Origin of the sequence: Robertkochia solimangrovi, from assembly GCF_007279655.1 — a bacterium.
Classification (GTDB): Bacteria; Bacteroidota; Bacteroidia; order Flavobacteriales; family Flavobacteriaceae; genus Robertkochia; species Robertkochia solimangrovi.
Genome location: NZ_QKWN01000007.1, coordinates 35,431 through 51,726 on the forward strand (window position 1 = coordinate 35,431; position 16,296 = coordinate 51,726).

The 16,296-nt window shown below is 39.8% G+C and carries 15 protein-coding genes and 1 tRNA gene; 11 read left to right on the top strand and 5 right to left on the bottom strand.

Annotation, left to right across the window (positions count from 1 at the left end):
* Nucleotides 1-2: 2 nt before the first annotated feature.
* The 3 genes from DMZ48_RS10395 to DMZ48_RS10405 are packed head-to-tail and all read left to right on the top strand — an operon-like array spanning nt 3 to nt 1,981.
* Nucleotides 3-440 (top strand): TPM domain-containing protein, encoded by a 438-nt coding sequence (locus tag DMZ48_RS10395; protein WP_143955084.1) that lies wholly within the window; start codon nt 3-5, stop codon nt 438-440.
* On the top strand, nt 437-1,264 hold the full coding sequence (locus DMZ48_RS10400; protein WP_143955085.1) for a TPM domain-containing protein: 828 nt from the start codon (nt 437-439) through the stop codon (nt 1,262-1,264). The genes DMZ48_RS10395 and DMZ48_RS10400 overlap by 4 nt, the downstream gene beginning before the upstream one ends.
* A 15-nt stretch (nt 1,265-1,279) precedes the next feature.
* The gene (locus DMZ48_RS10405; protein WP_143955086.1) at nt 1,280-1,981 is read left to right on the top strand and encodes a 2'-5' RNA ligase family protein; all 702 of its coding nucleotides are present in this window, start codon (nt 1,280-1,282) and stop codon (nt 1,979-1,981) included.
* A gap of 96 nt (nt 1,982-2,077) precedes the next feature.
* On the opposite strand, the gene DMZ48_RS10410 is transcribed toward DMZ48_RS10405, so the two are convergent.
* Together DMZ48_RS10410 and der are read right to left on the bottom strand one after the other, a co-directional pair.
* Nucleotides 2,078-4,876, bottom strand: coding sequence for an outer membrane beta-barrel protein (locus tag DMZ48_RS10410; protein WP_143955087.1), 2,799 nt, complete (start codon nt 4,874-4,876; stop codon nt 2,078-2,080).
* Between the two features lie 192 nt (nt 4,877-5,068).
* Nucleotides 5,069-6,373: a ribosome biogenesis GTPase Der gene (gene der, locus DMZ48_RS10415; protein ID WP_143955088.1), complete on the bottom strand. Its 1,305-nt coding sequence runs from the start codon at nt 6,371-6,373 to the stop codon at nt 5,069-5,071.
* A gap of 459 nt (nt 6,374-6,832) precedes the next feature.
* Here der and DMZ48_RS10420 point away from each other — a divergent pair, with 459 nt between their 5' ends.
* Nucleotides 6,833-7,369 (top strand): lipid-binding SYLF domain-containing protein, encoded by a 537-nt coding sequence (locus tag DMZ48_RS10420; protein ID WP_143955089.1) that lies wholly within the window; start codon nt 6,833-6,835, stop codon nt 7,367-7,369.
* A gap of 83 nt (nt 7,370-7,452) precedes the next feature.
* On the opposite strand, the gene era is transcribed toward DMZ48_RS10420, so the two are convergent.
* Both era and DMZ48_RS10430 read right to left on the bottom strand, forming a co-directional pair.
* Nucleotides 7,453-8,340 (bottom strand): GTPase Era, encoded by an 888-nt coding sequence (gene era / locus DMZ48_RS10425; RefSeq protein ID WP_143955090.1) that lies wholly within the window; start codon nt 8,338-8,340, stop codon nt 7,453-7,455.
* A complete protein-coding gene (locus DMZ48_RS10430) occupies nt 8,327-9,694 on the bottom strand; it encodes an alanine/glycine:cation symporter family protein (protein WP_143955091.1) in 1,368 nt (455 codons plus the stop codon). Before DMZ48_RS10430 ends, era begins: the two co-directional genes overlap by 14 nt.
* Before the next feature lie 883 nt (nt 9,695-10,577).
* On the opposite strand from DMZ48_RS10430, the gene DMZ48_RS10435 reads away from it, so the two are divergent.
* Nucleotides 10,578-10,650, top strand: a tRNA-Met gene (locus DMZ48_RS10435).
* A gap of 235 nt (nt 10,651-10,885) precedes the next feature.
* Here DMZ48_RS10435 and DMZ48_RS10440 read toward each other — a convergent pair.
* On the bottom strand, nt 10,886-11,239 hold the full coding sequence (locus tag DMZ48_RS10440) for a winged helix-turn-helix transcriptional regulator (protein ID WP_143955092.1): 354 nt from the start codon (nt 11,237-11,239) through the stop codon (nt 10,886-10,888).
* Between the two features lie 132 nt (nt 11,240-11,371).
* Here DMZ48_RS10440 and DMZ48_RS10445 point away from each other — a divergent pair, with 132 nt between their 5' ends.
* The 6 genes from DMZ48_RS10445 (at nt 11,372) to DMZ48_RS10470 (ending at nt 16,210) form a co-directional block, all read left to right on the top strand.
* Nucleotides 11,372-12,112 (top strand): SDR family NAD(P)-dependent oxidoreductase, encoded by a 741-nt coding sequence (locus tag DMZ48_RS10445; RefSeq protein ID WP_143955093.1) that lies wholly within the window; start codon nt 11,372-11,374, stop codon nt 12,110-12,112.
* 346 nt (nt 12,113-12,458) lie between these two features.
* Nucleotides 12,459-13,106 (top strand): alpha/beta hydrolase, encoded by a 648-nt coding sequence (locus DMZ48_RS10450; protein WP_162558704.1) that lies wholly within the window; start codon nt 12,459-12,461, stop codon nt 13,104-13,106.
* Nucleotides 13,107-13,109: 3 nt separating this feature from the next.
* Complete coding sequence (locus DMZ48_RS10455) at nt 13,110-13,517, top strand: tetratricopeptide repeat protein (RefSeq protein ID WP_143955095.1); 408 nt, start codon at nt 13,110-13,112, stop codon at nt 13,515-13,517.
* A 297-nt stretch (nt 13,518-13,814) separates the two neighbouring features.
* Complete coding sequence (locus DMZ48_RS10460) at nt 13,815-14,525, top strand: hypothetical protein (RefSeq protein ID WP_143955096.1); 711 nt, start codon at nt 13,815-13,817, stop codon at nt 14,523-14,525.
* Between the two features lie 424 nt (nt 14,526-14,949).
* The gene (locus DMZ48_RS10465; RefSeq protein WP_277872833.1) at nt 14,950-15,507 is read left to right on the top strand and encodes a tyrosine-type recombinase/integrase; all 558 of its coding nucleotides are present in this window, start codon (nt 14,950-14,952) and stop codon (nt 15,505-15,507) included.
* 82 nt (nt 15,508-15,589) lie between these two features.
* Complete coding sequence (locus tag DMZ48_RS10470; protein WP_143955097.1) at nt 15,590-16,210, top strand: hypothetical protein; 621 nt, start codon at nt 15,590-15,592, stop codon at nt 16,208-16,210.
* The last annotated feature ends 86 nt before the right edge of the window (nt 16,211-16,296 follow it).

Here is a 16,296-nt window from a genome sequence, read left to right on the forward strand (position 1 = left end):
TCATGTCCAACGTTGAAGATTTCCTTACTGCAGAAGATGAGGAAGCTATCATCGCTGCGATCCGAAAGGCAGAACTGACCACCTCAGGAGAAATCCGGGTACATATTGAACGGACCACGACCGAGGATCCCTACACACATGCACTTGAGATCTTTCACTTTCTGAAGATGGATAATACCATCGACCGTAACGGTGTACTGATCTATATTGCAGTTGATCTTAAGAAATTTGTGATCTGCGGAGACAAAGGGATCGATGCGGTCGTACCTGACAATTTCTGGGATGTGACCCGAGACAAGATGCAGGAACAATTCAGGCATGGAAAATTCCGCGATGGCATCATCGCAGGAATTCTGAGTGCCGGAGATCAGCTCCAGCACTATTTCCCATGGGATAAAAACGATATCAATGAACTCCCCGATGACATTTCAAAAGGATGAGTAAACAACTTTCGAATACCATAACAAAACTGCCATTATTACTGCTGTTCTTCCTGACCGGAATTTTCACCCTTCAGGCCCAATTCGATATTCCGGCAAAACCGGAATTTCAAACCAGTGTCTATGATTATATCAACCTGCTTAGCGCTTCGCAGAAAAGCAGCCTGGAACAAAAACTGATACGGTATTCAGACACCACATCCACACAGATCGTCGTAGCCATCATCAGCTCTACCAACGGTGACAACATCAATTATGTGGGTGCACAATGGGGAGAAGAATGGGGTATCGGACAGGCCGACAAAGACAATGGAATCCTCATCCTACTCGCGAAGGATGATCGCAAGATCGCTATTAATACCGGCTACGGAACCGAACACCTGCTTACCGATGCCATGTCCAAACGGATCATTGAGAACGGGATCATTCCCTATTTCAGAAATGATGATTATTACGGCGGACTCAACCGCGGGGCCGACCTTATTTTTCAAGTAATGCAGGGTGAATATGAAGGCACAAGACCCCCTGATAATTCCAATTCCCCGGGAGGTAGCTTTATCGTCATGATCATCATCTTCATCATCATCATGATCATTCTCAGCAGAAGTCGCAGAGGTGGCGGCGGAAACCGAGGCAATCGAAGCGGCGGACTCGATCTCTGGGATATCATCGTACTGAGTAACCTCGGCCGTGGTGGATACCGCGGTGGCGGTGGCGGTTTCGGTGGCGGCGGAGGCTTTGGCGGCGGCTTTGGCGGCGGTGGTTTTGGTGGCGGCTTTGGCGGAGGAGGCTTTGGCGGCGGAGGAGCATCCGGAGGCTGGTAACAACAGATAGCTGCTATGACCCATTCCGATGTATCACTGCAACAGCATTATGACGAAATGTATGCTAATGCCCTAAAGCATTTTCAGGGCCAGGGAGTTCAAACCGACCCACTCATCGATGACCCATCTGACAGGCGTACCGGACTGACCTTATTGATACGTCCTCCTGAAGCGGTTTGTCATAAGATTTCCGGGATCATCGAAGATTTCAGAGCACTGCTTCCCGATCAGTATTTCTACCCGGAATCAGATATGCATATCACCATAATGAGCATCATCTCCTGTTACCCGGAATTCAATACTCAGGATTTTCAGGCTGACCCCTATATTGAACTTACGAAGGAATGCCTTGAAGGAATACCACCCATAAAAATCAATCTTAAAGGGATTACTGCATCTCCCGCCGGACTGGTTATCCAGGGATTTCCGATGGATCGCCATTTAAACAAGCTCAGAGATGTGCTTAGACAACGTTTCAGAGCTAGTGAACTGGAAGAGTCGATTGATAGAAGATATACGATCAGAACTGCCCATTTAACTTTTATGAGGTTCCGAAAGCCCCTAAGAGAAACGGATACGTTCATCCAACTTCTGAACAATCACCGAAATACTTCCATAGGTGAGTTCACGGTGGACAATATGCAGCTAACGATCAACGACTGGTATCAAAAGGAAGCAAAAACCACCCTAATACACCGATTTAAACAAGGTCGCTAAAGTACAAGTGACAATAGCGGTAAGAGTGACACAAATACCACCAGTGTCACCAGTGTCACTAAAAAAAAGCCCTCCGGTCAGGAAGGGCAATTTTTTTTAAAATCTTCTCATACGGAAGCCTCGTCGCATTCCTCCCTGGGGGGCGCCTTTACCTCCGAACTGATCGAACTTATAGGTAAGAGTCACCATGAAGTATTGTTGCAGTACCGTACCCTGAGTATCCTGAATATAATCAACTCCGGTTGAACGAGTAGTATTAATATTCTGATCGAGCAGGTCATAGGCGATCACCTTAAGACTTACCTTCTGCTTAAAGAGCTCCGCTCCGAGACTCATATTCCAGAATAACGCATCTTTATCAAATCCTTCTCCGACATTACCGTTGTAGGTATAATTGATATCATTACCCCAGATTATGTTTTTCGGCCAATAGGTCGTCGTCTTTAATCCGGCAGTGTGCGATATGAAACTTACATTATCAAAGGCTTCAAGATTATACTTCGTCTCATTGAAACTGATATTATACTGAGGCTCCACTTCCACCATCTCTCTGAAATTCAAGGTTGTTGATAAACGCACTCCCGGCGCAAAAGTCTTAGCTTCCAGTAGGGAGGCATTATTATAACTCAGAGATTTCGAATAGGTAAGATTCGGATCCAAACGCACACTCATGTTTAATGTACTGTCCTGTTTGATTTGCTTGGAATATCCAACACCCACATTATAACTGTAACTACCGTCAATATTGGTATACTCTGTAGTTCGCAGGAAGTCCTCATCAGTAGTGGTAACCGCCACCACCTGGTCTTGCTGATAACTGTAGTTTACATACATGAACAACCCTGTACCTTTTCTCCAATCAAAGTTATTGATGTTCATACTCAGATTATGGTTCACTGTCGGATTCAGATCCGGATTACCGACCACGATATTCAATGGATTACTGACATCTGGCACCGGCTGTAATTGTGAGATCGACGGCACATCTACGGAAGCGTTATATCGTGTAAACAAGTTGAAGTTCTTTCCGAACTGGAAACGCCCTCTCAGTCTGAAAAGCATATTTTCATAATCCTTTGAAAAGGAAGTTTGCTGAAGGAAGTCCTCATTACGAATATCGTTCATCTGGTAGATCCCCGACAAGCTGAACCAAACCTTTTCAGACCGGTAGTTCAATCCGAGACTTGGACTCTGGCGGATATTTCGGAAGTCGAAATCTGAACTCAAGGTCTGATTAAAACTATCATAATCTCCGGTAGCCACATTAAAATCGTAAACGGAACGCTCATTTTTTTGTTCAGAATAATCGTATTCGTATTGCGCTTCGATATTCAATTTACTGGTAATAGGATGCTCATAGGAGATTCCAAAAGTATAGGAATCCGAATTATTCTTAACCTCTGTCAATTGATCCAGAGATTCAGAAGTAGCATTATCCCCGTAAATATTTCTTTCGGTTAAAAGGTTTGAAGTATTCAGGGATTCACTATTATCATTGGCAAAGGAAACACGGATCACCTTACCTATTGTATCCAGTCTTTTAAAGATCTCCACCTGGTTACTGAAGTTTCGCACTTCCCCATCACTGATCGTACTGGTTTCATTCGAGTTGATCAGACTTCCGTCTGCATCCCTTGAAATGGTGCTGTTCGTACTGGTTGTATTGGTATTACTCACACTCATGTTCGGGTTGACATTGATGCGCAAGGTCTTATCGATATCGAATTCCAGATTGGCACCCCCCCGGTGTGAATTTGAAAGTCCTTCAGAACGTCCTTCAGAATCGGTGAAGTAACTACCATCCGGGAGTATATTTTCACGGGAAGTCCTTTGTTCATTGAAAGAATCCCCATTCGAATAGAAATAATTGGTGCTTATTTCATATTTATCTTTTTCGGAAACTGCAAAATCACCTCCTAAACTTGAGGAAGTCGTTATACCTTGTCCGCCACCGAACGAAATTCCATTGATTGAGAAACCACTTCCGCCTCTTACAATATTCACTCCACCACGGCCGCGACCACCACCAACAGCCCCAAAGACTTCATCCATAGAGAATCCCGGTGAATTAATATTATTCGAACTTCCCAAAATACTGATACGTTTGGTATCCTTAAAATAGTTGAGGAGTCCGTTTGCCTGATAACGGTCATCAGTACCGTATCCGGCCATAAAGCGTCCGAACATTCCTTTATTCTTATCCTTACGGATGGTCAGGTTGATCGTCTTGGTTTCCCCGTCTCCTTGCTGACCTTTGAATTCCTGTTCTTTAGTCTTAGTATCGGTGATCTGTATTTTTTCGATGATATCCTTCGGAAGATTCTTTGTCGCAACTTTAGGATCACTGTCAAAGAAAACCTGTCCGTTCACCAGTACCCGGTTCACTTCTTTTCCATTCACTTTGATATTACCATCAAGATCCACTTCCACCCCCGGAAGTTTCTTCAAAACATCCTCGACGTTGGCATCCGGCCTGGTCTTAAAGGAATTCGCATTGAACTCAAGCGTATCTTTTTTGATCACGATAGGTACGCGTTCGGCTACCACATCGACACCTTCCAGTTGTTCAGCCTGAATCGAAAGCGGAATATCACCCATATCGAACTTTTGTTGATCGAGGGTGATTGTTTTTTTTACAGATTCATACCCGTTGTAGGTAACGAATAGGTTTATGCTTTTTAATCTTGTTCGGAATTCCAGCTCGAAGATCCCTTCTTTTCCCGTAATGGTATAAGAGACCATAACGGAGTCTTGTATACTTTCCACATAAACAGTGGAGGCTTCAAGAGCTTCTTTGGTATCCGCATCGGAAACCCGGCCGGTTATCATATAATCCTGTGCATAGGAGACACCGGATAGAAAAACGGCAAGTAGTAGTAAGTAAAGTTTTTTCATTGATGAACATTTAATTGTGGTTGGACGGATTCATTTTGCAAAGGTTTAACGGACAAACGTTAAGATAATCTTAAATAGAAATGTTAAATCCTATGCAAAAAACACAAACCCTTTCTTTTTCGATATCAATTCGATAACGACAAAAAAAGGGCTATCCCGCAAACTAAAATGTTAACTTTGTGAGAAACTTTCTTATTTTTTTCTAAAATACACCTGAACAGGGACACCTGTAAAGTCGAAATTCTGCCGAAGCTTATTTTCTACATACCTGCGATACGGATCTCTCACATATTGAGGCAGGTTGGCAAAGAATGCGAATTGAGGAGTTGGAGTCGGTAATTGTGTACAGAATTTTATCTTTACATACTTACCCTTGTGCGCCGGTGGCGGATTCTTTTCAATAAGCGGAAGCATCACCTCATTTAACTTCGAAGTACTGATACGCTTGGTTTTATTTTTATAAACCTCAACCGCGGTCTCGATCGCCTTATAGATACGCTGTTTGGTAAGTGCAGAAATAAACACGATCGGCACATCGGTAAATGGCTCGATCTGTTTTCTGATATAGGTTTCAAACTTTTTGACAGAATCCGTATCCTTTTCAACCAGATCCCACTTATTAACAAGGATCACAATTCCTTTCTTATTTCTTTCTGCCAACCAGAAGATATTGAGATCCTGCCCTTCAAAACCGCGATTGGCATCGATCACAAGAAGACAAACATCACAATATTCGATAGCGCGTACAGAACGCATAACCGTATAGAACTCCAGATCTTCCTTCACCTTTCTCTTCCTGCGAATTCCTGCTGTATCCACAAGATTGAATTCGAATCCGAAACGATTATAACGCGTATCCACACTATCACGAGTGGTTCCGGCGATATCGGTTACGATATAGCGATCTTCTCCAAGTAATGCATTTATAAAAGAAGATTTTCCTGCATTAGGACGTCCTACCACTGCAAATCTCGGTAGTTCCTCTTCCTCTTCTTCAACGTTCTCCGGTAATACATCAACGATGGCGTCGAGTAGTTCACCCGTTCCACTACCATTGATCCCAGATATATTGTAATATTCACCTAAACCAAGCGAATAGAATTCAACGGCATCAGCCTGACGTACGGCACTATCAACTTTATTGACTGCGAGGAATACAGGTTTATTGACCTGGCGAAGTAATTGAGCTACTTCCACATCCATACCGGTTACCCCGGTAGACACATCAACCACAAAAACAATCACATCGGCTTCTTCGATCGCAAGTTCCACCTGCTTATCGATTTCCTGCTCGAAGATATCATCGCTTCCCACGACATATCCTCCGGTATCGATCAGGGAAAACTCCTTTCCGTTCCAGTCAGATTTACCGTAATGACGATCCCGTGTAACACCACTGATCTCATCTACAATGGCTTCTCTTCTCTTGATCAACCGGTTAAAAAGGGTTGATTTACCTACATTAGGCCTCCCGACAATGGCTACAATACCGCTCATGATAAAAATTTATGGCGCAAAGGTAATGTTTACTGGCTTAATTTTAAATGTTTAATTTCGAATGTTTTCTATGTTGCAAAAACAAGCATCTTCAGTTGCAATTCCATGTCATTACTGTTTGAAGAAAAACTCAAAACACTAAATTCCATTCATAAACATTTGTATTAATATCCCTTCATTTTTATTTGGACTAAAAGCCCCTTCCACTATCTCATAAATCCTGAGCCCGCTCCCGATTTCTCGGGACACTTCCTCCACAGGTCACTTTAGCATTAATACTAACGGCCCTAAATAGCGACGACCCGCAACGCCGCCACTCGTCACTTTCCAGTGCAACAGCAGACAAAAAGATTTTAACCACCCTATCTTAACAAGAGCGTAAATAACTTAATATTAACACATTAAGAGAATTAATTTATCGAACTTTATCAGGTATAACAAACTTAAAATTTCATTATTATGAACAAGTTCAAATTCCTGGGATCGATGTTAGTCGTGCTTTTTCTGTGTCTCCCGTTATATGCGCAGAGTGATAAGGACAAAGAAATCATGAATGACGCAAAAAGCGCCAAGGAAGCCCTGATCAAAGATGATCCGGGACTGAAGAAATTCTTTGAAAAGGCTGCAGGGTATGTAATTTTCCCTAATGTCGGAAAAGGCGCCTTCATCGTAGGTGGTGCGTCGGGTAATGGTGTACTTTACGAAAAGGGTACCGCTACGGGTATGGCTTCACTTACCAAGGTAAGTGTTGGATTGCAAGCGGGCGGTGAGGCACTTATCGAAGTGATTTTTTTTGAAACCCAGAATGAAGTAGATGAATTTAAAAAGAACAAGTTCAAATTTGACGCAGGAGCCACCGCCACTGCGGTTAAATCAGGCGAATCGGTGAATGCCAAATATTCAGAAGGAGTTGCAGTGTTTACTCATACCAAAGGAGGATTGATGGCAGAAGCTTCCGTCGGAGGTCAGAAATTCAAATATAAAGCCTTTAAATAAAGGGATTTGTTAGGCTTCAGGCTATATGCTTTAGGCTTTATGATTAAACATAGCGTCTAAAGCATATGGCAGTTAGCTGATCTCTATTTTTGATTATAGCCGAATCTTTTCAATTGCTTTTCATTGGAACGCCAGTTCTTATTGACCTTTACATAGAGTTCCAGGTGTACTTGCTTTCCAAAAAATTTCTCAAGATCCTCACGGGATTGAATTCCCACTCTCTTAAGTGCATTCCCTTTGTGACCGATAATGATTCCTTTTTGTGTATCTCTTTCCACCATGATAACAGAGCGGATTCGGATGATATTATCACTTTCTACGAATTCTTCGGTTTCTACTTCCACAGCATATGGAATTTCCTTTTTGTAATTAAAAAGAATCTTCTCACGAATCGTCTCATTTACAAAGAAACGTTCCGGCTTATCGGTAAGCTGATCTTTCGGATAAAAAGGTTCCGATTCTGGAAGCAATTCCAGAATTCGGTTAAAAACCACATCAACATTGAAGTTCTCGAGTGCGGAAATCGGATAGATTTCGGCATTCGGCACCAATTCTTTCCAGTAATCTACCTGCGATTCCAACATCTCCTGATCAGAGGTATCGATCTTATTGAGCAGTAAAAGCACAGGTACTTTAGTCCCGGTAATCTTTTTAAAGAAATCCTCATCCTTCAGCGCCTTCTCACCGATCTCAACCATGTAAACCAACACATCCGCATCTTCAAAAGCTGATTTCACGAAATCCATCATGGATTTCTGAAGTTCATAGGCAGGCTTTATAATCCCAGGCGTATCCGACAGGATCACCTGAAAATCATCCCCGTTCACGATTCCGAAGATACGATGACGGGTGGTCTGTGCCTTTGAAGTAATGATGGAGAGCTTCTCTCCTACTAAGGCATTCATCAATGTGGATTTTCCAACATTGGGATTACCGATAATATTTACGAAACCTGCTTTATGCTTTTCCATGATTTATTTTTGAGAAATAGGCCTTCATATTGGCATTGATCTGGGGTGACAGGTAAAGTATGGCGATCATATTCGGAATACACATTACCGCGAAGGACAGGTCGATCAAATTGATCACCAGATCCAGTTCAGATATCGCTGCAAAAATAATACTTATAATGTAAATATAGTTATAGAAACGTCCAGTCTTTTGATTGGTTAGGAATCCAAGGCACTTCGTTCCATAGTAGGAATAGGTAAAAAGTGTTGATATGGCAAAGATGATTACGAGTAGCATCAGGAATTCTGCTCCAAATCCAAACAGGGAACGTTCAAAGGCTAAAAGGGTTAGCTGGATTCCATTGTTCTCTGATTCCAGATATACACCACTAACGATAATAATCAATGCAGTAATGGTACAAACGATGATCGTATCGATAAAGGGTCCGAGCATCGCCACAAGTCCTTCCTGAGTCGGCTCACTGGTTCTCGACTGGCCATGAAACATCGGTGCATTTCCCACACCTGATTCATTTGAGAAGATCGCTCTTCTCACCCCTAATAATACCAATCCCCAAAAACCGCCCTGTACCGCGGTATTAAAATTGAACGCTTCTGTAAATATCAGTTTGAAAGATGGCAGGATTTGATCATAGTTCAGCACAAAGATCACAACTGCCGCAAGCATATAGAGTGCTACCATCCAGGGCACAAGCGAAGCAGAAGCCTTCGCGATGTTTTTAAGTCCGCCAAAGATCACCAGAGAAGTCACTACGACCAGTATGATTCCGATGATCGCTCTCCAGGTGAATTCACCAAGTTGAAAAAGGCTTTCATCCGGTTTTACGACGGCGATGAGCGTTTCAGTAAGCTGATTGGTTGTAAAGATCGGAAGCACTCCGATAAGGCCGGCAATACTAAAGAGAATCGCCATGGGTTTTCCAAAGGTACGGATACCGTTTACCATATAATACATGGGACCTCCGAGCAATTCACCCGCTGCATCTTTCGATCGGAACATCACGGCCAGGGAGCAAGAATAGAATTTGATACACATGCCGATAACAGCGGTCAGCCACATCCAGAAAACCACACCGGGCCCTCCGTTATGGATAGCAATAGCCACACCTGAAATATTCCCAAGACCAACGGTAGCGGCAACGGCAGATGCCAGTGCCTGATAATGGCTCACATCACCGGAATCACCTTCCTTATCGAATTTCCCCATGGTGACCTGAATAGCATGCTTAAAATGCAGATATGGTTTGAACTTTGAATAAAAAACAAGAAAGAGTCCGCCACCGATAACGAAGAAAAGCATAAACCACTCAGCAACACCGATCATTTTAGAGGTTAGTTCGATAAGAAAATCCATAGGGTAATTGATTTTAATATTTGATTAGTTAGTTCGGAAAGGGTAAATATAATGTTTAATGGTAAATGACCAATTTTAGTTGTGAGTTGAGAGTTAAGAGTTGTAAGTTATAGACATTGTAACTTTGTAACAACGTGACATGTCAACCTCGGAAAACAGAGTAGCGTACTATTTCACCCCTTCACAAGGTAACATGTAACAGCGTATCTAAATCGAATTGAGAATTGAGAATTGAAAAATCAGGGGTCTGTTTTAAAAAAGAATTAACCATCCATAATCCTTAATTCATAAGTCACATTTAAATCAACACCAGAAGTTAGAAAACGGAAAACAGTGGTTTCCTGCTTCACTGCTTTCTGCATTACTGCTTCACCTTGTAGTAAGCAACTGAAGTTAAATTAAGAATTATGAATTAAGAATTATGAGTTAAGAGTTATGAGTGATAGGCTCTACTGTAAAAATGTAACAGGTCACCCAACAGGAAACAGAAAACAGGTAACAGCATACAGCCTAAAGCTCTTCTGCTTCACCTTTTAGTAAGCAACTGAAGTTAAATTATGAATTATGAGTTAAGAATTATGAGTAATAGGCTCTGTAACTGTAACGATATAACAATGTAACGATGTAACAGAGGTCACCAAACAGGGAATAGAAGACAGACAACAGCTTACAGCCTACTGCTTCACTACATTACTGTTTACTGTGTACTGCATTACTACAAACTATCACCAAATTTAAAATCTAACATTTATAATTTACAATCTTCACCTCCTCAGCAGCTGTCAATGAACCCATTGCGTAAAACATGGATGATTATAATAATATTTTTGCCCAATAACATTTGGATAACATAAAAATGGTTGTATATTTGCACTCGCAAGATCGCGGGATAGAGCAGCAGGTAGCTCGTCGGGCTCATAACCCGAAGGTCACTGGTTCGAGTCCAGTTCCCGCTACTAGAAAAAAGGCTTTCGATTTCTCGAAAGCCTTTTTTAATACCTTGAATTCTACTCCCGCTCTACATTTTTTCGAAACCATCTCAAAAGTTATCAAAAGAATTACCTAAGCACTGTCATTTGTCTGGAAATCAGTATTCAAAACAAATTGAACAAAAAGAGATATAGACCTTTGTCCATTATGAATTACATTAGTATGTTTTTCAAAGTCAAAAAATTCTAACATTTACGCACTTCATCGTTGATCGATATATGTTTTACCCCACTGTTCCAAGGCTATAAAAATTCCTTCGAGTGAGTTCCCCAATGTAGTTAACCCATACTCCACTTTAGGCGGGATTACCGGATAAACCTCTCTTGTCAACAAATTATCTTCTTCCATTTCGCGAAGTTGAGCGGTTAAACTTTTATCTGAAATAGGCTCTAATAAGGTTTTTATTTCAGTAAATCTTAATGGCTTTCCGGATCTTAATGCTTTATATATTTTTAATTTCCATTTTCCTCCCAGTATGGACAATGAAGCTTCAATGGCACAGTCCGATTCCGGGTTGTTTTCGCAATTGATGGTGGTTCTTCTACTATAACTCATTTTTTTTAATTTTTTTTCCTTGGCAAGTGTTTGTTTTTCAGTAAATCAAACCTTAATCTCAGCAACTTACCATAAGGTAAGTTATTGTTATTCAGTAAAATAGATTTTAGATTTGCTTAAAATTTATAATACATGAAACATAAAATTCTTATTACCGGAGGATCATCCGGAATCGGCTTTGGAATAGCACAATACTTTTATAAAAAAGGGTGGGATGTCCTAATTACCGGCAGGAACAAAGATAAGTTAAATGCAGCAAAAAATGCAATGCCGAACATTAATGCTCTGGAATACAGCAGCTTAAATGAAGAACATCTTGACAGGGTCATTGATTTTATAGGAGAGATTTGGAATGGCAGACTGGATATTCTAGTCAATAGTGCCGGACATGTTGAACTTGGGAGCCTTAAAGACATTACAGGTTCTTCCATGTCAGAGATGTACCAAGTTCATTTGATAGGCCCTTCACTATTGGCTTCAAAGTGTCTGGACTTTTTGGCTGTTACCAAAGGACATATTCTAAACATTACAAGTAGTCATGGTATTAAGGCATATCCAGGTATTAGTGCATACGGTTCGGCAAAGGCTGGCCTTAATATGTTAACTAAAGTCTGGGCTCTGGAACTTGCTCCCATGGGAATTAACGTTAATGCAATAGCACCCGGCCCTACGAATACCGACATACTAAAATCTGCCGGTTTTGATGATGAAACTATTTCCGCCATTAAGGAAAGTGAAAAAAAACAAATACCACTCCAAAAAAGAGGGAGTGTAGCTGATATCGTTTCAGCCGCTGTCTTTTTATTAGACTCAGGGTCAGAATGGACTACCGGAGTTGTCCTTCCCGTGGACGGGGGCATATCAATATCTTAAAAAACCTGCATCCATTTAAGTTAGTGATTCAATAATGAGGATCAAATAGGACTGTATATTATATTACAGCGCTAGAAGTGGCCTGTCCCTATAATGTGATACCTGTAAAACGTTAAAAAATATTTAACTAACAACTTATTGTTGTAGCTCCTAAATAGATCCTTTAGGTTTGAAAGGGAAATAAACACATTACATTTATTCGATCACTAATAGCTATTACTATAAGTAAATGAAAAATTTTTTTATCCTAACCAGCATAAGCCTTTTGATATCCCTCCAATTAGCTGCTCAAAATAGGACGACCAATAACATTGTTGGAACGAACCATTTTATCCATTCAAAAATTTTGGGGGAACAGCGGCAAATACAAATCTATCTTCCCTCCGGCTATACCGAAACAGAAGAAAAGTACCCGGTCCTGTATGTGTTGGACGGGCAACTTTTCTTTAACCATGCCATAAGCCTGAGCAATAAGTTCAGGCAATCCAAACTCGCCCCAGAATTTATTATAGTGGGTATCAACACCGGTTATCCCCAGCGCTTCGTTCATTTCAGTGATGGAAAGGAGAAATTCATCGAATTTATGAAGGCAGAACTGATCCCGTACCTTGAGGGCAACTTCCGCACCGATGATGAGAAGCTCCTTTTTGGCTGGGAATATGCAGGGAGCCTTGGGTTTCATATCATGGTTAACAACAGAATAGCATTTGATGGCTACCTATTAGCGAGCCCATTTCCCATATGGGATCAAATAGATGCTTTAGACAATATATCGACCATTAATACCATGCTTTATTTTACATCCATTGGACCTGATGAATATTCAGTATACCATGGTACGGATAAACTTGACTCCTGGCTTTCCGGTAAAAAAATCGACGGGTTAGACTGGTTGTACACAGAACTGTTAAACGAGGAACATCACTCTACCGGATTTGCCACGCTCTATCATGGCCTAAGGAACTATTTTAAATACTATCCGGAGTTTCAATAAGATGTGCTTAAAAAATTCATCAAGGCCGGTGGCCTGGATCATGCATATGCATATGCCAAAGAGCGATCCCGCCAATATGGATTTCCCCCCTTATTATCATCATGGTCCAAGTATACTATCATCCGCAGTGCAATCAGGGCCAATGACTATGGGCATTTTGAAATTTTTGTCAATGAGTTCATAACGGATGAATTTATAAGTGATTTAAAATACAGGGCTTTTGATATTGCGGGCTTCTACAAGAAAAACGAAAATTATAAAAAGGCCATAGAAATCTACAAAATGTTGCTCGTATCACTTCCTGAATCAGGAGATTTATTAAATGAAATCGGAAATGCCTATATGTCCCTGGACAATAGAACTGAGGCGGAAAAATACTTTCAACGGGCAACAGAAGTTTCAACAAAATAATAATATCAGCGTTGAAAGCCGTATGGATCGATAGGCCTATCCTATCCTGGACAGCATATGCCTTTTCAATCCAATATGAACTGAGTTAACAAACATGGACCTATGAAAATTATGTAACAAACGATTTTCCCATTCGTCTTCCTTTTAAACAAACAGATAAGTGTGGAAAATTGATGCTGGTCTTAATACCGGGTACAAACACAACGATCAAAGCACATAACTGAAGTGTTGGATAACAGGACTTAAACTTCAATATTAAATCAGATACCCGTGCTGAGAAAATAAAAACAAACACCCATGAACGAACAAAAACTTAAAAGAAGGATAAATTTTTTAACCTATTATTTGGTGGTGAGCAGTGTTGCATTCATCACCGCAATTGTATGGATCTATAAAAATTCGGAACCACAGGAAAACTTTGACGTATTAAACGTTAAGCGTTTAAACATTGTCGATGAAACTGGAACGAATTTACGAATGGTCATCAGTAATGAATCCAGACAGCATTCCGGAATAATTAATGGAGATAAATTGCCTGAGAGGGAAAGACCTTCAGGGATTATATTTTTCAATTCTTTTGGAGATGAATGTGGAGGACTGGTATACGATGGCAATGAAAAGGATGCCGGAATGGTCCTTTCTGTGGATAAATTCAGGGACGACCAAATTATGCAACTCCAGTATATGGAAAACACTAAAAATCACAACAGGAAATACGGGTTGCAACTGTGGGATTATCCTAAAGAAAATACTTTTGAGGAACGAAATAATCGCTTTAATGGTATGGAAAATCTAGAAACCGATCTAGAAAAAAAACAGGCCTATCAAAAGATGAAAACAGATAGTTTGCTAATGGAAGATAGATTATTTATCGGAAAAGGTTTCAATAAAGATGTAGGTCTATTTATAAACGATAAGGAAGGTAACCCGAGAATAAAAATATATGTAGATAGTGAAGACAATCCAAGAATAGAAATTTTGGACAAAGAAGGGGAAATTATCCGATGAAAACCAGGTGCCCAGACACAATCTAAAGGCAATTTTTAAATTATTTAAAGGTGTAGCCTGAATAGACACCAAATACTTTTTTGAAAAAACCAGAGCTAAAGAACTGGATGAGCTATTTGATGCCAGTTGGGTCTACACAAGGAAACGACATCCGGACTATAAATTTTGTCCGGAAAACTACTTACAAAAACTAGAGTTAAAAAAATATGCAAACAATACTGTTAAAACCTATGTTTCCTGTTTCGAATATTTTATAAACTATTATAACGAGTAAAATATTAATCACTTTGATGAAAATGACATTAGAAATTATTTAGAATTTCTAGTCAAAACCAATCGGTCCGACAGCTACATAAATCTAGCTGTTAACAGTATTAAATTTTATTACGAAACTGTCTTAGGCTTTCCAAACAGATTTTATAGTATAGAACGTCCCAGAAAATCAACAAAACTACCTACAGTATTTTCAAAAGATGACGTTTTTTCGATCATTTCTTGTGCCAATAACCTAAAACATAAATGCATCTTAGCCCTACTCTATTCTGCCGGACTAAGACGTTCTGAACTCCTCAACTTAAAACTTACCGATATTGAAAGTAACCGATTGCTAATTAAAGTCAGAGATGCTAAAGGCAATAAGGACAGGTATACCATCTTATCTGAAAAAATGTTAAAGGACTTAAGAGAATATTACAGACAATATAGACCTAAAAATAATTTATTTGAAGGCCAAACCAAAGAGCAATACAGCGCAAATAGCATAGGTAAAGTTGTAACAAATACTGCCAAAAAAGCAGGTATAAAAATTCCAGTTTCATCACACACGCTTCGACATAGTTTTGCAACTCATCTTTTAGAAGCTGGTTCTGATATTAGATATATACAACTTTTACTTGGACATAACTCCACTAAAACCACAGAGCTATATACTCATGTAGCCAAAAACAGTTTCAGCACGATAAAAAACCCGATAGACATGTAGGTATTTGCTTATATTTGAGTGGATATATAATAGAAATAAACACACTGGTGTGTTTATACACATGTTGGCATTAATTTGAAAAATGAACTTAACGAAAGAAATCACAAGTCGAAAATTGAATTTCGAACCGCAAGTTGAAATTTCAAATGAATCGATCAAAATAAAAGATATCGGAATTTCGATTGACCTAATCGAAAACTTTGTACTTGCCGACAAAGACACTTTCAATAAATTTAAAGCTGAATATCAATTTCCTAAAAATTCGGAACTGAATAAAAAAGACAGAGAAAGTTTTGCGGACGCAATTTTCGAACCGGTTTTTATTTTGGAAAATAGCGAAAAAAAAAGACCGATTATCGCTTGTTACCTTTTCGATGTTCGAGCATTAAAAGGAAAAAACAATCTGAATATTAGAAGTATAAATAAGTTTGAATTAATGTGGACTTCTTATTTAGCCGAACCCAAAAATGACCGAAGACTTAATGCAAAACGAATTGTAACGAACGAACTGAATGGAGCAATTTCGGAAACTTATCGATTTGAATACAAAACAAAAAATGATTCGAAAAACAAACTTTCGAATTTAAAAATATTGACTATTGAAATTAAAGATTACGTTCTGACTTTTTACATTGTGGACGATGAAAAAAATTCATTGAATCAAGCGGAATTAGAAAAATTTATAAACGGAATAAAAAACTAATGCCAACACCGGCTATAGTTCATTGCTGCGGTAATCCTCACCCTTTATTTGAGCAACTTTACTATATTTAGGTCTTGCGGAAAAGT